Below are 19080 nucleotides of genomic sequence, written 5' to 3'. Positions count from 1 at the left end.
ACTTACTCCGGCAGGGCGGGCGCGGCCAGCAGTTGCTTGATGGTCGGCGCGTCCACGCGGGCCAGGTCGTCCTGGTATTTGAGCAGCACGCCCAGCGTGTCCTGCACCGATTGCGGATCGAGTTCCGTCACGTTGAGCGCTGCCAGCGCGCGGCACCAGTCGATGGCCTCGGCAATGCCCGGCGCCTTGAAGAGGTCGATGCCCCGCAGCCGGTGCACGAAATCCACCGCGCGTTGCTGCAGGTGGGCGGCGGCCTCAGGCGCACGCTGCGCCACGATCTGCAATTCGCGCGCCTTGTCCGGATAACCGATCCACTGATACAGGCAGCGCCGCTTGAGGGCGTCGTGCACTTCGCGCGTGCGGTTGGACGTCATGATGACGAGCGGGATGACCTGTGCCCGCACCGTGCCGAACTCCGGAATCGATACCTGAAAGTCGGACAGCAGCTCCAGCAGGAAGGCCTCGAACGGCTCGTCGGCGCGGTCGATCTCGTCGATCAGGAGGACGCGCGGTGTGTCCGGATGGGCCGGGTCTGGCAGCAGCGCCTGCAGCAGCGGGCGCTTGAGGAGGAACTCATCGCGGTAGAGCGTATCGGCGCGCGGCTTTTCACCAGCGGCTTCGGCCAGGCGCAGCGCCATGATCTGGCGCGGGTAATCCCACTCGTAGAGCGCGCTGGCGGTATCCAGCCCTTCGTAACATTGCAGCCGCAGCAGCGATGTGCCCAGCAGCCCGGCCGCCGCCTTCGCCAGCTCGGTCTTGCCGACGCCGGGCTCGCCTTCCAGAAACAGCGGCCGCTGCATGCGCAGCGCGAGGAACAGGGCCGTCGCCAACTCGCGGCTGGCGAAATAGCCCTGTCCCTGCAGTTGCGCGAGGCAGTCGTCGATGGAGTCGACCGGCATGCAGCTCCTTAGCCAATGCGCCTAGTGATGCCGCGCCAGCGCTTGTTCCACGGCGCGCGCCGCGAGCACCGGAATCAGGTGCGCGCGATATTCCGGCGAGGCATGCAGGTCGCCCACCAGATCATCGGCTGGCACCACCACCTTGCGCGCCGCCTCCGACGTGAAGCTGGCCGACAGCGCCTGCTCCAGCGGCTGGCAGCGGAACACGCACGGCGACGCGCCCGTGACGGCCACACGCACGTGGTTGTTCGTGCGGCTGACGAACACGCCCACCAGTGCAAAGCGCGATGCGGGGTTGCGGAATTTCACGTAGGCGGCCTGATCCGGCACGGGGAATTGCACCTCGGTGATGAGCTCGTCCGCAGCCAACGCGGTCTCATACATGCCGAGGAAGAAGTCGTCCGCCATGATGTTGCGCCGCTCGGTGACGACGGTGGCGTTCAGCCCGAGCACGGCCGCCGGGTAGCACGCAGCCGGGTCGTTGTTGGCGAGCGACCCGCCAAGCGTGCCCATGGCGCGTACCTGCCTGTCGCCGATGCCGCCTGCAAGGTCCGCCAGCGCGGGCAGCATGCGGCGAATTTCGTCGCTCTCGGCCACATCGGCATGGCGCGTGGCGGCGCCCACGGTGATCACGCCCGGCTGCGAGCGGATGCCTGCAATGCCGGGAATGCGCGTGATATCCACCAGCGTGGACGGCTGCGCCAGCCGCAGCTTCATCGCGGCCAGCAGGCTCTGGCCGCCGCCAAGATACTTGGCATCCGGATGCGTCTTCAGCGCCGTGACGGCGGTCTGGGCGTCGGTGGCTTTCTGGTACTCGAAGTCGTACATGATCGTCTCCTAGGCCTTTGCCGCTTGAATGGTCTGCCAGACGCGGTACGGCGTGGCGGGCATCTGGATGTCCTTCACGCCCAGCGGCGCAAGCGCATCGACGATGGCATTGATAAGCGCCGGCGGCGAGCCGATCGCGCCCGCTTCGCCGCAGCCCTTCACACCCAACGGGTTGTGCGTGCACGGCGTGCCCTTGGCGGTTTCCACCGTGAAGCTGGGCAGATCGCCCGCACGGGCCATGGCGTAGTCCATGTACGAGCCCGTCAGCAACTGGCCGGCTTCGTCGTACACGCAGCGCTCCAGCAGCGCCTGGCCGATACCTTGGCCGAGCCCGCCGTGCACCTGCCCCTCGACGATCATCGGGTTGATGATGTTGCCGAAGTCGTCCACCGCAACGAAGCGGTCGATATGGACCTCGCCGGTATCGGGGTCGACTTCCACCTCGCAGATGTACGCGCCTGCGGGATAGGTGAAGTTGGTCGGGTCGTAGAAGGCGTTTTCGTCCAGGCCCGGCTCCAGCTTGTCGAGCGGGTAGTTGTGCGGCACGTAGGCCGTGAGCGCGACTTCCCCGAAGGTCTTGGTGCGGTCGGTGCCGGCCACCCGGAACACGCCGTCCTTGAACTCGATGTCCTCCGCCGACGCCTCCAGCAGATGCGCGGCGATTTTCTTGGCCTTGGCCTCGATCTTGTCGAGCGCCTTCATGATGGCCGAGCCGCCCACGGCAATCGAACGCGAGCCATACGTGCCCATGCCGAAGGGGATGCGGCCGGTATCGCCGTGCACGATCTCGACGTTTTCGATCGGCACGCCCAGGCGATCGGCCACCACTTGCGCAAAGGTGGTCTCGTGGCCCTGGCCGTGGCTGTGCGAGCCGGTGAAGACCGTGACGGAGCCCGTCGGATGCACGCGAATCTCTCCGGCCTCGAACAACCCGGCCCGCGCGCCCAGCGCCCCGGCAATGTTCGACGGCGCCAGCCCGCAGGCCTCGATGTAGCAGGAATAGCCCATGCCGCGCAGCCGGCCCTTGGCGCGTGAAGCATCACGACGCGCGGCAAAGCCTTTCACGTCGGCCAGTTCGATGGCGCGGTCCAGGCACGGTTCGTAATCACCGGTGTCGTAGGTCAGGCCAACCGGCGTGGCATACGGGAACGTGCGGATGAAGTTGCGGCGGCGCAGCTCTGCCGGGTCGATCTGCATTTCGCGGGCCGCTGTCTCCACCAGGCGTTCGACCACATAGGTCGCTTCCGGCCGTCCGGCACCGCGATACGCATCGACGGGCGCGGTATTCGTAAACACCGCTTTCACCTCGGCATAGATGGCCGGCGTCTTGTACTGCCCGGCAAGCAGCGTCGCATAGAGGATCGTCGGCACGCTGCTGGCAAACGTCGACAAATAGGCGCCCATGTTGGCCGTGGTGTGCACACGCATGGCGAGGAAGTTGCCCTGCGCATCGAGCGCCAGTTCGGCATGCGTGACGTGGTCGCGGCCATGCGCGTCGGTCAGGAAGGATTCGGACCGCTCGGCCGTCCACTTGATCGGCCGGCCGACTTTCTTCGAGGCCCACGTGAGCGCCACGTCTTCCGCGTACAGGAAGATCTTCGAGCCAAACCCGCCGCCTACGTCCGGCGCGATCACGCGCACCTTGGCTTCGTTCAGACCCAGCACAAAGGCCGACATCAAGAGGCGCTCCACATGCGGGTTCTGATTGGCGACGTAGAGCGTGTAGCTGTCGTCCTGGCGCGAATAGCTGGCGTTGACGGCGCGCGGCTCGATGGCGTTCGGGATCAGCCGGTTGTTGACGATGTCGAGCTGCGTCACGTGTGCGGCCTTGGCAAAAGCCGCATCGGTCGCCGCCTTGTCGCCGTGGCCCCAGGTGTAGCAGGTGTTGTCGGGCACATCGTCGTGCACTGCCGAGCCGGCCGTTGCTGCGGTTGCAGTGTCGACTACGGCGGGCAGTTCGTCGTATTCCACGTCGATCATCTCGACCGCGTCCTTGGCGATCTTCACCGATTCGGCCACCACCAGCGCCACCTGATCGCCCACGTGGCGCACCTTGCCCTGGGCGAGCACGGGGTGGGGCGGCTCCTTCATCGGCGTGCCGTCAATGCTGTGGATCAGCCAGCCGCACGGCAGGCCGTTGACCTTGTCGGCGGCTAGGTCCTCTCCGGTGAGCACGGCGAGCACACCCGGATGCTTGCGCGCGGCATCCGCGTTGATCTGCTTGATGCGCGCGTGCGCATACGGCGAGCGCAGGAACACTGCGTAGGATTGATTGGCCTGAACGACGTCGTCCGTGTACTGCCCGGCGCCGGTGAGGAAGCGGAAATCTTCCTTGCGCTTGACGGCCGCGCCGATCAGGTGGTGGTTGGGTTCTGCGGGAGCGTTCATGATGGTCTCCTCGCTCGGTTCAGGCGGCGTGGGCGCGCGCGGCGGCCAGGCTTTGCAGCGAGGCATCGTCGCCTTCGGCGGCGGCCATGGCCTCGGCGCCCTTGAGCACGGCACGCACGATGTTGTGATAGCCCGTGCAGCGGCACAGGTTGCCGTCGAGCTGCTCGCGCACTTGGCGCTCATCGGGATGCGGGCATTGCGCCACCAGGGCGGTCGCCGCCATCACCATGCCGGGCGTGCAGAAGCCGCATTGCAGGCCATGGCATTCGCGGAAGGCCTCCTGCATCGGGTGCAGCGCACCATCCCTCGACAGGCCTTCGATGGTGGTCACCTCGGCGCCGTCGGCCTGCACGGCGAGGATGTTGCACGATTTCACCGCTCGTCCGTTCATGTGCACCGTGCAGGCGCCGCATTGCGCCGTATCGCAGCCGACGTGCGTGCCCGTCAGGCGCAGGTGCTCGCGCAGCAATTGGACCAACAGGGTATGGGGTTCGACACTGACGGTGACAGGCGCACCGTTGACCGACAGCTTGAGGCTGATCGCCATGGGAGTCTCCTTGGGGATAGGTCGCCGTGTGCTCGCGTCGCAGCGAAGATGCGCGCCGAGTCTGGGTATCGGTGGTCGCGGCTTGTTTCAGTAAAGCACAGGAGAAAGAGAAGACAACCAGCGCGCGGTTGGGGATGCTTCAGGGATAAGGATGATGCCGCGGCACGCAAAACATGCGCCGCGGAAATGACAAAGGGCCGGAATCCGGCCCTCGATTGACACCAGGCGGTCATAACCTGGCGGGTGTGGCGGCACATGGCCGACGCACGGGGTGCTACCGATGTTGCGTCACTGCGGTACAGCTAGCTTGGGCACACGCCCATCGACAATGGCGGCTGATTAGGCCTTGGCGGTGCGGTGCGTGCTGAACAGGTTCGCGATCGCCGAGAAGAACTGGGCGAAAGAGAACGATTGACCGCTCGGACGGCGATAGTAGTAAATGCCTTCGGACATCTCGCGCTCGATCAGTTCGCGTTCGAGTTGATCAGTCAGCTTCAGGTCGTTCGTGTTTTGCATGATTGGCCTCTTAGGGAATTCCCGATCAGGGAATACCCTAATCATACATCAGATGATGCAATGCACCATACGTAGGCTTACGTATGCACCAGTCTGTGTTGTTCGGCCACCACACTTGCTTTGGCGCGCACCAATGTGGTGCGGTCGCCTCATTTCACCGGAATGGGCTGGCTGGCCTGGATCGGCACTGCCGTCACGCTGTTCTTGGGGCTGCCAGAGATCACCTTGTCGGAGTACGTCAGATAGACCAGCACGTTGCGCTTGCGGTCTACCACGCGCACCACATGCAGCGTCTTGAAGACGAGCGACAGGCGCTGCGTAAACATGTCGTCCTGCTGCGGCAGTGGCTTGACGAAGGTGATGTCGCCGACCTGGCGGCAGGCCACGGCGGCTTCGCTCACGTCTTCGGCTACGCCCAGCGTGCCCTTGATGCCGCCAGTGCGGGCGCGCGATACGTAGCAGGTGACCCCCTGCACGAGCGGATCGTCAAAAGCCTCGATGACGATCTTGTCGGACCCGGTGATGCGGAAATTGGTGCTGACGCTACCGAGGTCCTCAGCGCGGGAGCAAGCGGCGGTGCACAGAGCGAGCACGGCAATGAAAGCAGGTAAACGGGCAAATGAGCGCATGGTCGGTCTTGCGTAGAAGAAAAAAGGAACTCTTGGGATCAGAGCAGGGATTCTGGCGGCCACGGCGGTGCCGTTTCGTCAACGAAGGTGGGCCGGACGTCCGCGCGTTGGCGGGAGTGCTCGATGCGGCGGTGCAGGGCATCCATGAACACCTTCACCTTGGCCGGCATCAGGCGGCGGCCCGGGAAGACGGCATACACGCGCATCGGCGGAGATTGGAAATCGGTCAGCACCTCCTGCAGCGCGCCCGAAGCGACCAAGTCGGTCGCAAACACCGAAGTGATGCGCGCAACGCCCAACCCGGCAATGGCCGCCTGCATGCGCAACTCGCTGTTGGAGGTGCGCATGCGGAAATCCAGCGGCAGGTTGATGGTCTCGCCGCCGGGTGTGCGGAATTGCCATTCGGATTCGTTCGAGATGCCCAGGCACGGCCAGTCGACCAGTTGATCGGGGTGCGTGAGCGGGCCCAGGCGCTCCAGCAGTTCTGGGGCGACCACCACGGCGCGCCGCAGGTCGAAAACGCGCTGGGCGACCAGGCCGGAATCGGGCAGCGGCCCGCGCGGCACGGTCAGCATGATGTCGTAGCCCTGGGCGAGCGGGTCGATCTGGCGCGGGGCCACGTCCACTTCGATGCGCAGGCCGGTGTGCTCGCGCATGACTTCCAGCACCACCTCGGCAAACTGCCGGGCAGCAAACTCATACGGCATGGCAATGCGCAGCGTGCCGGCCGGCGACTGGAACGTGGCCGCAGCGTCTTCCGAGACTTCGCGCAACCGCTGGAACAATGGGCCAGCATCACGCAGCAGGGCCTCGCCGGCATCGGTCAAGCGCAGGCGGCGCGTGCTGCGCTCGAACAGGCGCACGCCCAATTTGCCCTCCAGCCGTGACACCGCCGTGCTGACCGACGACTTGGGCAAGCCCAGCCGATCGGCCGCGCGCGTGAAGCTGCCGAGGGTGGCCACGGTGCAGAAAGTGTCCCAGTCGTTCCAGTCTGTCGTTCGCATGGCTGAACAATGAATTTGTTGGAAGGCGATTTCCGCCGGTTTCCGGGCAAATTACCATCCCGGCATGAACACGCCAAGCACCGACCACATGATTGCCCCGCCCCCTGCGCCACGTCGCCAACCCGCCGAATCGACTGTCGGCAGCCGGCTGGAATTGCGCATGGTCGGCCTGGTGATCGGTTTGGCGACGGGCGTGGATTACATGGCCAACCTGATGTTCTCGATTGCCGGGCCGCATATCGAGGGTGGGGTGCTTGCGTCACAAGACGTGTATCTCTGGGCCGTGACGTCTTATGCTGCGGCGGCCAGCCTGGCGATTCTGGTGATGGGGCGGTTGGCTGATCACATGACGTACCGCAAGCACACGCTGCTGTCATTGTTGGTTTTCATGATCGGCACGCTGATGTGCGCAGCGGCCGAGGGCGGCACGATGCTGATCGTCGGGCGGGCAGTGCAAGGCTTCGGCGGTGGGCCGATGCTGTCCACCTCGCGCATCTTCGTGCAGCACAGCCCTGCGCACGAACGCCGCACGATGATGAAAGGGATGATCTACGGCATCTTCGGGCTGAGTTGTGTGTCGCCGATGCTGTCGGCCGCGCTGACCGAGCAATTCGGCTGGCGCGCGATCTTCGTTGCGCAGTTGCTGGTGGCGGTGGTGGTATGCGGCTTGGTGGCGGCGTTCTATCCGCACCCGAAGAAGCATGAGCGCAAGGGCGATTTCACCTCACTCGACTGGCCGTCGGCCATGGCATTCGGGCTGGCCGCGCTGATAGCGCTGCACGGGTTCCAGCAAGCGCGCTTCGTGCACCCGGACGGCTCGCCCGCGCAGGTGCTGCCGATCACTGCGGTGGCGGCGCTCCTTGCCTGGATCGGCATTCGGCAGACCGGCCACCCGCTGCCGTGGTTGGACCTCCGCGCCACGCTGCAGCGCCGCTTCATGATGGGGATGGTGTTCTACGCCATCTATTACGTGTTTGCGAGCGCGTGGGGTTTCCTTTCGTCGAGCCTGCTGCAGAACGGTCTGGGCTTTCGTTATGAAACCACCGCACAGTTGATGAGCCTGGGCGGGTTGGTGACGGTGGTGCTGGGCCTTCTCAATTTTCAACTGACCAACGTGCTGCCGCCCAAGCGCGTGTTGATCTCCGTTGGTTTTGTGCTGATGGGGATTGCGTTGCTGTGGATGTCGCATGTGGCCATGCCGGGGGCGTCCGTGGCAGCGGTGGTGCCGGGGTTCATGATCGAAGGCCTGGTGGGGATGTTTGTGGTGATTCAGGTGGCGGGACTGACTTACGTCGATATGCCCGCGAAGGACTTTGGCCATGCTTACCAGTTCAAGGGCATCATGCGCGCGTGGGCGCAGGCCTTCGGGACGATGGCCGCGACGCTTTTGCTGCAGCGAGGGCAGGCACAGCACCGGACTGATCTGGTTGGCCATGTGAGTGCGCTCACGCCGGCCTGGCAGTGGCCGCATCCGCTGCAGGGGGTGGAGTTGATCCGGCTATCGGCGGAGATTGATCGGCAGGCTACGCTGCTGGCAGTGAGTGATCTGTTTGCCTGGGGGGCGGTGATTGCGTTGGGGTGTGCTGGGGCTATTTGGTTGCAGCGGCATTTGCGCTGATGGTCCATCTCTTGTTTCGTCCCCTGCCGGGGCCGACTTACTTTCATTGTCTTGCCAAAGAAAGGTAAGCAAAGAAAGGCGCGCCCGAGATGGCAACTTCCCCTTGAATTTTTGTAACCGGGCGGAGACGGGGAAAACTCGCTTCGCTCAAACAGTTCCCCGTCTTTTTTCCCCCCGCTTACAAGAGTTCAAGGCGCCATCTAGGGCAGGGTACGGCCAAGCCGTCTGGGGACAGGTGTTGGCGCTTGACGTTTTGCTGGCTGAGATCAATCCAGCTTCTGCTCGGGCGCTGAAGCCTGCGGCACCTTGCAATTGAATGCGGGGGCGGCGTCTTCCAGGTCCAGATAGGCCATCAACGTGGGGGCCAGCACCTTGAGCACCTGCACGGTCAATGCGCTGGTGAACTTGTATTTGGCGGCATCCGCACCGGCCACGTAGGCGACCACGGTGCCGAAGTAGCGATCCCCTAGATAGAAGACGAAGGCGCCCGAGCGGCTGACCACGCGCTCGGAGATCAGCCCACCGCCGCGACTGAAGGTCTTGAAGCGGTTGTCGCCCGTACCGGTCTTGCCGCCCACGGCGATGGGTTTGCCGTCGGCATCCACGAACGTGCCGGCGATGCGCTTGGCGGTACCGCCTTCAACGACCCCGGCCAGCGCTGCTTTGACCAGACGTGGAATCTCCGGCGGCAAGACGCGCTCGCCGGTGGTGGGGTCGCGGCACAGGAGCACCTCGTATGGCGTGTTGGCGGCAAAGCGCAGGCGGTCGATGCGCACGCTGGGCAGGCGCACGCCGTCGTTTTCGATGATGCCCATCAACTCAGCCAGTGCGGCGGGCCGGTCGGCCGAGGCGCCGATGGCCGTGCCGTAAGACGGCACCAACGATTCGAACGGGTAACCGAGCCGCTTCCACATAGCATGGATGGACTGGAACGCTTCGATCTCCAGCATCTGCTTGATGCGTTTGTCCTGTGCGCCCTTGCGGTGCGATTGCAGCAGCCATTTGTAGACCGCCTGCCGTTCAGCCGTGCTGTCCTGGTTGACCTGCGCGAGCGTCGCTTGCGGATGTTCGCGCAGATACGCCACCAGCCACAGTTCCAGCGGATGCAGCCGGGCGATGTAGCCCCGGTCCGCCAGGTCGAAGCGCTGCGGCGAGTAATTGTTATAGAGCTTGGCGAGCGCCGCATCATCGAGCTTGGCGCCGGGCAGGTAGGTGCGGATGAAGGTGGCGAGTTTGTCTGGCCCCGCTTGCGGGTCGAGGCTGCGGAAAATGGTGGCCAGCCGCACCGGCGTTGCATGTGTGCTCTGCACGAGCGTGGCCTCTTGCTCCTGGGGCGTCTTGCCCCTGTATTTCATATAGAAACGGCCCATGAAGAGCTTGCCTTCGCGGTCGGCAAAGCGCTGCAGGTAGATCTGCCGCTGCGGGGAATCGGTGTCCTCCAACGCTTCGGCGCCGGCGCTGGGCAACTGGTGCTGAAAGTAGCGCGAGATATCGCGCATGATCCGAACGAAGACGAGGTTGACGGAGTGCTTGAGCCCTTCGCGCACCGTGAACTGCTGATAGCCCTCCCATTTCTCGAAATTCTCGAAACTCTGCATGCCGCCGCCGGTGGCGAACCATTCGCCGGCGTTGCCGGAGTATTTGCGCTCCATCGACGCCTCAAGCATCGCCTCCAGCGAACGGTCCTGTGCGTGGAGCAGGTAATCGACAGCCCAGCGCTCGATCGGGTTCTGCACGGAGATGTTGAGCTTGCGCAGCGCAGCGGGGGGCTGATCGACGTAGCGCTTGTGCAGCTCGGCCACGATCTCCAGATATGTCACCAGCGTGCGCAGCTTGGCTGTGGAGCCCAGATCCAGCTTGACGCCTTCGTTGATGTCGAAGGGCTGGTCGAAGGTGTCGGCCTGCACCAGCACGCGGTTGCCGCCAGGCGCACGCTCGTAGAGCGTGAAGCTGTAAGTCACGCCGCGCGGGTCGCCGTGTTCGAGCATCTTGTCGCCGACGAGGCCCGCGGCTTTGGCGCGCGCGGGGTCTTGCAGCTTGCGCAGCTCGGTGGTGATCTCATGCTGCAGCGGAGCATCGAGCGTGCTGCTGGCGGTCAAATCCAGCCGGTCGAGTGCGTACATGCGCGGCACGCCCAGCATGCCAGCCAGGTTGACGCGCACCGCGTTGGTGCCCTTGTGCTCAACCGGCGCGGACGGCGGCCGCACGCGCCGGGCCTGTTGCTTGAGCGATTGCGCCAGCGCCGCATCGCGCAGCGCGGGTGGGATCACGCCCGACGTCGTCAGGATGCGTACATAGGCATTCGTCAGCGATTCGAGATCGTCGAGATTGTCCAGGTAGTACGACGGCCGCCGCTGCGACACGAGCAGGCTCAGCGCTTCCTTGTAGGCGAGTGCACGCGCGGGCAGCGGTGCGGTCGACCCGGGTGCCAGCAGCGCATTGACCTCGGCAAAATCGCGCCCGTACCAGACCCACAGCGCATCGCCAATGCCATGGATTTCACCGAACCCGGCACGCGCGCCCAACGGTACGGTGTTCAGATAGGTAACCACCAGTTGGTGGCGCATGGCAGTGGTGTCTTCGCCGTTCAGGTAGGCACGCACCGAGGCGGAGGCCATCTGCCGCAGCTTCTCGCTGGGTGAGTCGGTGCGGCCTTCGGGTGAGTGGCGGTATTTCTCGATTTGTGTGGCGAGCGTGCTGCCGCCGGGCGATTCGTGCTCCGAATCGGCAAAGTGCAGGGCGCGGTCCCACACGGCGCGCGCAAAGCGGCCCCATTCCACCGCAGGGTTGCGCTTGGGGTTTTCGGTATTGAGCAAGGAGCGGTTCTCGATGGCCAGCAGCGATCCGACCAGCAGCGGCGGAACGGCGTCGAAGCGGTCATACGCGCGCTCCGGGTACCGCACGCGGTAGATCGGCCGGCCGTCATCATCGAGCAGCTCCAGGCCGGCCCGGTCTTTCTCGTGGTAGGGCGCGTTCAGGCCGCGATCCATCAGCGCGAGCATGTCCTGCGAGGGCACGGCCTGTTCGGCGACGATATAGCCGCGCGTGCGCAGGCGATCAAGAAAGGTGGGAATCTGGTGGTAGCCCAGGCGCCCGTCGTAGGGGCCGGAGTTCGGGTAACGGGCGGAAGCGTTGGGCCCCGGCTTGACGGGAAAGGTCTGCGATTGCCCGAGATGCGCCAGGTAACGCGCCTGCCATGCGGAGGTCTGCAATTCGTCGGCAACAAGCCAGATAGCGGCCGCAAGCAGCAGGAGCGGCGCGGCAATCAGGGCCAACTTGACCGGACGGCGCATTGTTTTCACTCGCTACGCTCCAATCGCGGGCGGATGGGCATTTTGTTCCAATCTAGCCCATGCGGCCGTTGTGTCCAATCAGCCAACCGGCGGGCTTGCAACTCTGCAATGCGCGTTGCCAACCCTACGATGGCGGGTAATACGGAATCTTCTGCTCGTCGTACAACCGGTAGGTCAAGTCAAGCATGGCCCGGATGTCTTCGGATTCATCCAGCAGACGCGTGCTGAAGATAATGGGGGAGACCAATTGCGGGTCGTCCAGTTCCATATAGCAAACGTCTTCGCGCTGCAGGCCGGCCACGCTGCGCGGCACGACTGCCACGCCTTCGCCCGCCGCCACCAGCCCGAGGGCGATTTGCAATTCCCGTGCCTCGTAGATCTTGCTCGGCTCCAGCGCGCGGTCATGGAACAGCGCCAGGACCTGGTCAGCGTAGCTCGGGCGCGGCGCGCGGGGGTAAATGATGAGCGTATCGCCCACCAGATCGCGTAGCGATGCCGCAGGCTTGGCACCAAGCAGCGGGTGACCCGAGGGCAGGGCGACGATCAGCCGTTCATCACGCAGCCGAATGCGGCGCACATTCGGGTCTTCATAGCGGATGCGGCCGAAACCGACGTCGATGCGGCCATCCTTGAGGGCCTGGATCTGGTCCATGGTCGTCATCTCGTGCATGGTGAGATCGACCATCGGATATTCCGCCCGAAAGCGGCGGATGACTTTCGGCAGCATCCCGTACAGCGTCGAGGCAACGAAGCCAATCGACATCCGGCGCTCGATCAGGCCGACGCGTTGGGTCATCGAGGCAAGTTCGGCTGTCTGCGCCAGCAACTGGCGCGCGTGCGCATGGAAGAAGCGGCCAGCCTCGGTCAGCTTGAGCGGGCGGCTGCCGCGCTCGAACAGCAGCACGCCCAGTTCCTCTTCCAACTGCTGAATCTGCCGGCTCAAAGGCGGCTGCGCGATATGCAGTCGCTCGGCCGCGCGCGTGAAGTTCAGCTCCTCGGCAACGGCGATGAAATAGCGCAGGTGGCGCAGTTCCATATCAAACCCTGTAGGTATGAAACCGATACTAAATCAGTGTTGGACGCGATAAAACACGCTGCGTAATCTGATTTCCAAGTTGATTGCTGTCAATCTGATACCTGGAAAACATGATTCGCTCGATCGAGGCCATTCTAGTGGATGTGCCGACCATTCGTCCGCACAAACTCTCCGTCGCCACCATGCACGTACAGACGCTGGTGCTTGTGCATGTGTGCTGCGAAGACGGCATCGAAGGCTGGGGCGAGGCCACCACCATCGGCGGCCTGAACTACGGCGAAGAGAGCCCCGAGAGCATCAAAGTCAACATCGACACGCACATCGCGCCGCTGCTGATCGGCATGGATGCGCGCAACGTGGCCGCCGCCATGGCGAAAGTGCGCAAGACCATCCAGGGCAACCGCTTTGCCAAGTGTGCGCTGGAGACCGCGCTGCTCGATGCACAGGCACGCCGGTTGAATGTGCCGCTCTCAGAACTGCTCGGCGGCCGCTTGCGTGACGCGTTGCCCGTGGCCTGGACGCTGGCCAGCGGCGATACGAAGAAAGACATTGCCGAGGCAGAAGCGATGCTGGCTGAGCGCCGCCACCGCATCTTCAAGCTGAAGATCGGCCTGCGCCCGGTGGCTGAGGACGTGGCTCACGTGCTGGCGATCAAGCGTGCACTCGGCGATGCCGTGAGCGTGCGTGTAGACGTCAACCAGGCCTGGAGCGAACTCGATGCCGTCAACGGCATCGCCGCGCTGCAGGCGGGCGGCGTCGACCTGATCGAACAGCCTGTGCGCGCCGAGAACCGCGCCGCGCTGGAACGCCTGGCACGCCAGTTTGCCGTGCCGATGATGGCTGACGAAGCGCTGCACGGCCCGCTCGATGCATTTGAGCTGGCGTGCTCTGCCAGCGCCGACGTCTTCGCCGTAAAGATCGCCCAATCCGGCGGGCTGGTGCCGGCCATGCAGGTGGCGGCCATCGCGCAATTGGCGGGCATTGGCCTGTATGGCGGAACGATGCTCGAAGGCGCGGTCGGTACAGCCGCATCGGCCCACGTGTTTTCCACCTTTGGCGAGCTGCAATTCGGCACCGAGCTGTTCGGCCCCTTGTTGCTCACGCAAGAACTGCTGACCGAGCCGCTGCAGTACCGCGATTTCATGTTGCAGGTGCCCACCGGCCCCGGCCTGGGCATTCAGATCGATCGCGACAAGCTGGCGCGCCTGCGCCGCCAATAAGAACAACCAGACCAAGACACCCCACCAAGGAGACCACGATGCTGTTCCACGTACGCATGGATGTCCGCCTGCCGGCCGACATGCCCGCCGATGTCGCCAACGAGATCAAGGCTCGCGAGAAGGCCTATTCGCAGGATCTGCAGCGCAGCGGCAAGTGGCGCCACATCTGGCGCCTGGTTGGCGAGTACGCGAACGTCAGCGTCTTCGACGTGCAGAGCAATGCAGAACTGCACGAGATCCTGACGGCGCTGCCGCTGTTTCCGTACATGGAGATTTCGGTGACACCGATGTGCCGTCACCCCTCGTCAGTTCACGGCACGGACGATTGAGATCGCGCCTGAGACATTCCCCCAGAAAACCACGTGGAGACACCCATCATGAACGCGCGCGTATTCCAAACGAAAGAAGTACAGGACCTGCTGAAGGCCGCCACCAACCTGGATGGCAAGGAGGGTAACGCCCGCCTGAAGCAGATTACCCATCGTTTGTTGGCCGATCTGTTCAAGGCCATCGACGACCTCGACATCACGCCGGATGAAGTCTGGGCGGGCATCAATTACCTGAACAAGCTCGGCCAGGACGGCGAGGCCGCATTGCTGGCGGCCGGCGTGGGCCTGGAAAAGTATCTCGACATCCGCATGGACGCTGCGGACGAGGCGCTGGGCATCAACGGCGGCACGCCGCGCACGATTGAGGGACCGCTGTACGTTGCCGGCACGACGGTGCGCGATGGCGTGTCCAGGATCGACATCGATCCGGACCCGGCTGCAGACCCGCTCGTCATTCACGGCACGGTGACGGGGCCGGACGGCAAGCCGGTGGCCGGCGCCGTGGTCGAGTGCTGGCATGCGAACTCGAACGGCTTCTATTCGCATTTCGATCCGACCGGTGCGCAAAGCCCGTTCAACCTGCGCGGCGCGGTCAGGACCGGTGCCGATGGCAAATACGAATTCCGCACGCTCATGCCAGTGGGCTACGGCTGCCCGCCGCAAGGTGCCACGCAGCAACTGCTGAACGGGCTTGCCCGCCACGGCAACCGGCCGGCGCATGTGCACTTCTTCGTCACGAGCGACGGCCACCGCAAGCTGACGACGCAATTCAATATCGAGGGCGATCCGCTGATCTGGGACGACTTCGCCTATGCCACGCGCGAAGAGCTGATTCCGCACGTGGTGGAGAAAACCGGCGGCACCGCGCTCGAACTGAAGACCGATGCGTACAAGGACATTGAATTCAATATCGTCCTGACGCCGCTGGTTCAGGGCAAGGACAACCAGCGCGTGAATCGCCTGCGCGCATCGGCCGAGGCTTGAGGCCGAGTGCCTCAACGTGGAGACAACCATGTCCGCCTTGATTGATAAAGCCAGCGAACTGGACCAACTGCTGTCAACCGCCGTGGTGGATGACGAAGAGGCCGGCATTTTCCGCTGCCGCCGCGACATCTTCACCCACCCCGATTTGTTCGAGCTGGAGATGAAGCACATCTTCGAGAACAACTGGGTGTATCTGGCGCACGAAAGCCAGATTCCGAACAACAACGATTACTACACCACGTGGATCGGCCGCCAGCCGATCGTCATCACCCGCGACAAGACCGGGGAGCTGCATGCGGTCATCAACGCATGTGCGCACAAGGGCGCGATGCTGTGTCGTCGCAAGCATGGCAACAAGGGCAGCTTCACGTGCCCGTTCCATGGCTGGACGTTCTCCAACACCGGCAAGCTGCTCAAGGTGAAGGATGAAAAGACGACCGAGTATCCGGTGCAGTTCAACACGCACGCCTCGCATGATCTGAAGAAGGTTGCGCGGTTCGAGAACTATCGCGGCTTCCTGTTCGGCAGTCTCAATGCCGATGTGCAGCCGCTCGAAACCTACCTGGGCGAAGCACGTGTGATCATCGACCAGATCGTCGATCAGGCTCCCGAGGGCCTGGAAGTGCTGCGCGGCAATTCTTCCTACGTCTATGACGGCAACTGGAAGATGCAGATGGAGAACGGCTGCGACGGCTACCACGTCAGCACCGTGCACTGGAACTACGCCGCAACCATGGGCCGGCGCAAGGAAGGCGGCACGCAGGCGGTGGATGCGAACAGCTGGAGCAAGTCGGTGGCGGGCGTCTATGGCTTCGAACACGGCCACATCCTGCTGTGGACCCAGACGATGAACCCGGAAGTGCGGCCCGTCTATGCGCACCGTGACGAAATCAAGGCACGCGTGGGCGAAACCCAGACGGACTTCATCGTCAACCAGACCCGCAACCTGTGCCTGTATCCGAACGTGTTTTTGATGGATCAGTTCAGCACGCAGATTCGCGTGGTCCGTCCGATCAGCGTCGACAAGACCGAGGTCTCCATCTTTTGTTTCGCGCCGAAAGGCGAGAGCGCAACCGACCGTGCCACGCGCATCCGCCAGTACGAGGATTTTTTCAACGTCACCGGCATGGGCACCGCCGATGACCTGGAGGAATTCCGCGCCTGCCAGAACGGATATGCCGGCACCACCGCGCTGTGGAACGACCTGTCGCGCGGGGCGCCGCTGTGGATTCACGGCCCCGACGAGAACGCAACGAAGATGGGATTGAAGCCGCTCATCTCGGGCGAGCGCAGTGAAGACGAAGGCTTGTTCGTCTGCCAGCACGAATATTGGGTGCGTGTCATGCGCGAAGCACTGAAGCAAGAATGCGAAGGAGTGCCGGCATGAGCACGGATTACCAGAACATCTGCGCCGCCCTGTACCGCGAGGCGCGACTGCTTGATGACCGCGATTGGGACGCGTGGCTCGAGTGCTACGCAGAAGACGTGACCTACTGGATGCCCGCATGGGATGACGACGACCAGTTGACCGACGACCCGCAGAGCCAGATTTCGTTGATGTACTACGCCAATCGCTGCGGGCTGGAGGATCGCGTCTTTCGCATCAAGACTGAGCGCAGTGGGGCTTCCACGCCGGAGCCGAGAACCAGCCACACCGTCGCCAACGTCGAAGTTGTTGCCGAACGCGGCGATGAGGTCGACGTGCGCTACAACTTTCACACGCTCAGCCACCGGTACAAAACCACTGACCACTTCTTCGGCACGATGTTCGTCACCCTGCGCCGCGCGGGTGGTGGCTTTCTGATCGCATCCAAGAAGATCGTCCTGAAGAACGACTACATCCGGCAGGTGCTTGACGTTTATCACGTCTGAGATCGCACCCACGTATAGGACACGCACAAGAGGCAGCGGAGGTATTCCATGTCCAGTTTCACAGTCGCATTGAACTTCGAGGACGGCGTGACCCGTTTCATCGATTGCAAAGCGGGCGAGAAGGTGCTCGATGCCGCCTTCCGCGCCAAGATCAACCTGCCCATGGATTGCTCCGATGGTGTGTGCGGAACGTGCAAGTGCCGTGCCGAGAGCGGAAGCTACGACCTCGGCGACGATTACATTGACGACGCCCTGACCGAAGATGAGAAGAACACGGGCCTCGTCCTGACGTGCCAGATGGTGCCGCAAAGCGATTGCGTGATCGCGGTGCCTACCACGTCGACCAGCTGCAAGACTGGCCAGAGCAGCTTCGGGACAACGGTGTCGAAAGTCGAGTTGCACAACGACGCAGCCGTGGTGCTGGAACTGGACGTGGACGCCACTGCGCCGGTGTTTCTCCCTGGCCAGTACGTCAACATCGGCGTGCCGGGCAGCGGCCAGCATCGCTCGTATTCGTTCTCATCCGCCCCCGGAGAATCGAAGATCAGCTTCCTGATCAAGAAGATTCCCGGCGGCGTGATGAGCCGTTGGCTGGAAACCGCGCAGCCGGGCGACAAGCTCGATCTGCACGGGCCGCTGGGCAGCTTCTATCTGCGCAATGTGCAGCGGCCGCTGTTGTTTCTTGCGGGCGGCACGGGTCTCGCGCCGTTCCTGTCGATGCTTGAAGTACTGGCACGCACCAACTCGCAACAGAAAGTGCATCTCATTTATGGCGTGACCCGTGACCTCGACCTGGTGCAGGTCGACGCGCTTGAAGCCTATGCAGCGCGGTTGCCGAACTTCAGCTACGCCACCGTCGTGGCCGACGCCGCGTCGAATCATCCGCGCAAGGGTTGGGTGACGCAGCACGTGCCTGCCAATGCTTTGAACGATGGCGATGTGGATGTCTATCTTTGCGGGCCGCCGCCAATGGTCGATGCCGTGCGCAAGTACTTTGACGACGAGGGCGTGAAGCCCAACAGCTTCTACTACGAGAAATTCACGCCCAATGCAGTACCGGAAGCGAAGGCGGCATGAGCATGCAACGATTCTCAGGCAAGACCGTCGTCGTGACGGGCGCGGCCCAAGGTATCGGGCGCGGCGTGGCATTAGCGGTGGCCGAAGAGGGCGCCCAGGTGCTGCTGGTGGACAGGGCGGAGCTGATCTACGAAGTGCAGGCCGAGATTGCCGCAGCGGGCGGCCGAGCCCTCGCCACCACCGCCGATCTGGAAACCTACGCGGGCGCTCAACATGCCGTGCAGGCAGCGCTTGATGCCTTCGGCCGCATCGATGTGCTGATCAACAACGTCGGCGGCACGATCTGGGCGAAGCCGTATCAGCACTATGAAGAAGCGCAGATCGAGGCGGAAATACGCCGCTCGTTGTTCCCCACGCTGTGGTGTTGCCGCGCCGTGCTGCCGCACATGGTGGAGCGCCGGCAAGGCGTGATCGTCAATGTGTCGTCGATTGCCACGCGCGGTATCTATCGGATTCCGTATTCGGCGGCCAAGGGCGGTGTGAATGCGCTCACCGCCAGCCTGGCGCTGGAGCATGCGCAGGACAACATCCGCGTCAACGCCGTCGCCACGGGGGGCACCGAAGCGCCGCCGCGGAAGATCCCGCGCAACACAGCGCCCATGTCGGAACAGGAAGCCGCCTGGTACCAAGGCATCGTCGACCAGACCATTGCCAGCAGCCTCATGCACCGCTACGGAACAATCGACGAACAGGTCCGAGTGATCCTGTTCCTGGCTTCTGACGAGGCTTCGTATATCACCGGGACGGTGTTGCCAGTGGGTGGCGGAGATCTGGGCTAGGTGCGCCGTCGCGCGCCCAAAAACAAAAACGGCGCCGATGCGCTAATGCCGTTCAGTTAAG

At 63.6% G+C, this 19080-nt stretch carries 17 protein-coding genes; 8 read left to right on the top strand and 9 right to left on the bottom strand.

Annotated elements, in window-relative coordinates; all coding sequences use genetic code 11:
• Positions 1–2: 2 nt before the first annotated feature.
• The 7 genes from B4F51_RS13805 to B4F51_RS13775 form a co-directional block, all read right to left on the bottom strand.
• Positions 3–899 carry an AAA family ATPase gene (locus B4F51_RS13805; protein ID WP_296226401.1) on the bottom strand — a complete coding sequence of 299 codons (897 nt, stop codon included), beginning with the start codon at positions 897–899 and terminating at the stop codon, positions 3–5.
• Between the two features lie 21 nt (positions 900–920).
• Positions 921–1727 (bottom strand): FAD binding domain-containing protein, encoded by an 807-nt coding sequence (locus B4F51_RS13800; protein WP_296226400.1) that lies wholly within the window; start codon positions 1725–1727, stop codon positions 921–923.
• 9 nt (positions 1728–1736) lie between these two features.
• Complete coding sequence (locus B4F51_RS13795; RefSeq protein WP_296226399.1) at positions 1737–4115, bottom strand: xanthine dehydrogenase family protein molybdopterin-binding subunit; 2379 nt, start codon at positions 4113–4115, stop codon at positions 1737–1739.
• 19 nt (positions 4116–4134) lie between these two features.
• Positions 4135–4662, bottom strand: coding sequence for a (2Fe-2S)-binding protein (locus B4F51_RS13790; protein ID WP_296226398.1), 528 nt, complete (start codon positions 4660–4662; stop codon positions 4135–4137).
• Positions 4663–5001: 339 nt separating this feature from the next.
• On the bottom strand, positions 5002–5178 hold the full coding sequence (locus B4F51_RS13785; RefSeq protein ID WP_186829359.1) for a hypothetical protein: 177 nt from the start codon (positions 5176–5178) through the stop codon (positions 5002–5004).
• A 149-nt stretch (positions 5179–5327) separates the two neighbouring features.
• Positions 5328–5807: a CreA family protein gene (locus B4F51_RS13780; protein WP_296226396.1), complete on the bottom strand. Its 480-nt coding sequence runs from the start codon at positions 5805–5807 to the stop codon at positions 5328–5330.
• Positions 5808–5845: 38 nt separating this feature from the next.
• Positions 5846–6811 (bottom strand): LysR family transcriptional regulator, encoded by a 966-nt coding sequence (locus B4F51_RS13775; RefSeq protein WP_296226395.1) that lies wholly within the window; start codon positions 6809–6811, stop codon positions 5846–5848.
• Positions 6812–6875: 64 nt separating this feature from the next.
• Between B4F51_RS13775 and B4F51_RS13770 the strand changes: the two genes are divergently transcribed.
• Positions 6876–8429, top strand: coding sequence for an MFS transporter (locus tag B4F51_RS13770; RefSeq protein ID WP_296226394.1), 1554 nt, complete (start codon positions 6876–6878; stop codon positions 8427–8429).
• A 266-nt stretch (positions 8430–8695) separates the two neighbouring features.
• On the opposite strand, the gene B4F51_RS13765 is transcribed toward B4F51_RS13770, so the two are convergent.
• Both B4F51_RS13765 and B4F51_RS13760 read right to left on the bottom strand, forming a co-directional pair.
• Positions 8696–11722, bottom strand: coding sequence for a transglycosylase domain-containing protein (locus B4F51_RS13765; RefSeq protein WP_296226581.1), 3027 nt, complete (start codon positions 11720–11722; stop codon positions 8696–8698).
• A 124-nt stretch (positions 11723–11846) separates the two neighbouring features.
• Entirely contained in the window at positions 11847–12758 is a 912-nt protein-coding gene (locus B4F51_RS13760; RefSeq protein ID WP_296226393.1) for a LysR family transcriptional regulator, read from the bottom strand.
• 110 nt (positions 12759–12868) lie between these two features.
• Between B4F51_RS13760 and B4F51_RS13755 the strand changes: the two genes are divergently transcribed.
• The 7 genes from B4F51_RS13755 to B4F51_RS13725 are packed head-to-tail and all read left to right on the top strand — an operon-like array spanning position 12869 to position 19019.
• A complete protein-coding gene (locus B4F51_RS13755) occupies positions 12869–13978 on the top strand; it encodes a muconate/chloromuconate family cycloisomerase (RefSeq protein ID WP_296226392.1) in 1110 nt (369 codons plus the stop codon).
• A gap of 38 nt (positions 13979–14016) precedes the next feature.
• Positions 14017–14307 carry a muconolactone Delta-isomerase gene (gene catC / locus B4F51_RS13750; RefSeq protein WP_296226391.1) on the top strand — a complete coding sequence of 97 codons (291 nt, stop codon included), beginning with the start codon at positions 14017–14019 and terminating at the stop codon, positions 14305–14307.
• A 48-nt stretch (positions 14308–14355) separates the two neighbouring features.
• Positions 14356–15291 carry a catechol 1,2-dioxygenase gene (catA, locus tag B4F51_RS13745; RefSeq protein ID WP_296226390.1) on the top strand — a complete coding sequence of 312 codons (936 nt, stop codon included), beginning with the start codon at positions 14356–14358 and terminating at the stop codon, positions 15289–15291.
• Between the two features lie 28 nt (positions 15292–15319).
• Positions 15320–16678 carry a Rieske 2Fe-2S domain-containing protein gene (locus B4F51_RS13740; RefSeq protein WP_296226389.1) on the top strand — a complete coding sequence of 453 codons (1359 nt, stop codon included), beginning with the start codon at positions 15320–15322 and terminating at the stop codon, positions 16676–16678.
• A complete protein-coding gene (benB, locus tag B4F51_RS13735; protein WP_296226388.1) occupies positions 16675–17163 on the top strand; it encodes a benzoate 1,2-dioxygenase small subunit in 489 nt (162 codons plus the stop codon). Before B4F51_RS13740 ends, benB begins: the two co-directional genes overlap by 4 nt.
• A gap of 48 nt (positions 17164–17211) precedes the next feature.
• Positions 17212–18240 (top strand): benzoate 1,2-dioxygenase electron transfer component BenC, encoded by a 1029-nt coding sequence (benC, locus tag B4F51_RS13730; RefSeq protein ID WP_296226385.1) that lies wholly within the window; start codon positions 17212–17214, stop codon positions 18238–18240.
• Positions 18237–19019 carry a 1,6-dihydroxycyclohexa-2,4-diene-1-carboxylate dehydrogenase gene (locus B4F51_RS13725; RefSeq protein ID WP_296226384.1) on the top strand — a complete coding sequence of 261 codons (783 nt, stop codon included), beginning with the start codon at positions 18237–18239 and terminating at the stop codon, positions 19017–19019. The genes benC and B4F51_RS13725 overlap by 4 nt, the downstream gene beginning before the upstream one ends.
• Positions 19020–19080 lie beyond the last annotated feature (61 nt).

The sequence above is a fragment of the Ralstonia sp. UBA689 genome, assembly GCF_002298975.1.
GTDB lineage: Bacteria > Pseudomonadota > Gammaproteobacteria > Burkholderiales > Burkholderiaceae > Ralstonia.
This window is presented reverse-complemented; position numbering and strand designations above follow the sequence as displayed.

What these genes read in the sequence shown, in the direction of transcription:
- catA (WP_296226390.1), top strand. Translation starts at nt 14,356, where the DNA reads ATGAACGCGCGCGTATTCCAAACGAAAGAAGTACAGGACCTGCTGAAG.
- B4F51_RS13765 (WP_296226581.1), bottom strand. Translation starts at nt 11,722, where the DNA reads ATGCGCCGTCCGGTCAAGTTGGCCCTGATTGCCGCGCCGCTCCTGCTG.
- B4F51_RS13800 (WP_296226400.1), bottom strand. Translation starts at nt 1,727, where the DNA reads ATGTACGACTTCGAGTACCAGAAAGCCACCGACGCCCAGACCGCCGTC.
- benC (WP_296226385.1), top strand. Translation starts at nt 17,212, where the DNA reads ATGTCCAGTTTCACAGTCGCATTGAACTTCGAGGACGGCGTGACCCGT.
- B4F51_RS13725 (WP_296226384.1), top strand. Translation starts at nt 18,237, where the DNA reads ATGAGCATGCAACGATTCTCAGGCAAGACCGTCGTCGTGACGGGCGCG.
- B4F51_RS13770 (WP_296226394.1), top strand. Translation starts at nt 6,876, where the DNA reads ATGAACACGCCAAGCACCGACCACATGATTGCCCCGCCCCCTGCGCCA.
- B4F51_RS13755 (WP_296226392.1), top strand. Translation starts at nt 12,869, where the DNA reads ATGATTCGCTCGATCGAGGCCATTCTAGTGGATGTGCCGACCATTCGT.
- B4F51_RS13790 (WP_296226398.1), bottom strand. Translation starts at nt 4,662, where the DNA reads ATGGCGATCAGCCTCAAGCTGTCGGTCAACGGTGCGCCTGTCACCGTC.
- B4F51_RS13760 (WP_296226393.1), bottom strand. Translation starts at nt 12,758, where the DNA reads ATGGAACTGCGCCACCTGCGCTATTTCATCGCCGTTGCCGAGGAGCTG.
- B4F51_RS13775 (WP_296226395.1), bottom strand. Translation starts at nt 6,811, where the DNA reads ATGCGAACGACAGACTGGAACGACTGGGACACTTTCTGCACCGTGGCC.
- benB (WP_296226388.1), top strand. Translation starts at nt 16,675, where the DNA reads ATGAGCACGGATTACCAGAACATCTGCGCCGCCCTGTACCGCGAGGCG.
- catC (WP_296226391.1), top strand. Translation starts at nt 14,017, where the DNA reads ATGCTGTTCCACGTACGCATGGATGTCCGCCTGCCGGCCGACATGCCC.
- B4F51_RS13795 (WP_296226399.1), bottom strand. Translation starts at nt 4,115, where the DNA reads ATGAACGCTCCCGCAGAACCCAACCACCACCTGATCGGCGCGGCCGTC.
- B4F51_RS13805 (WP_296226401.1), bottom strand. Translation starts at nt 899, where the DNA reads ATGCCGGTCGACTCCATCGACGACTGCCTCGCGCAACTGCAGGGACAG.
- B4F51_RS13780 (WP_296226396.1), bottom strand. Translation starts at nt 5,807, where the DNA reads ATGCGCTCATTTGCCCGTTTACCTGCTTTCATTGCCGTGCTCGCTCTG.
- B4F51_RS13785 (WP_186829359.1), bottom strand. Translation starts at nt 5,178, where the DNA reads ATGCAAAACACGAACGACCTGAAGCTGACTGATCAACTCGAACGCGAA.
- B4F51_RS13740 (WP_296226389.1), top strand. Translation starts at nt 15,320, where the DNA reads ATGTCCGCCTTGATTGATAAAGCCAGCGAACTGGACCAACTGCTGTCA.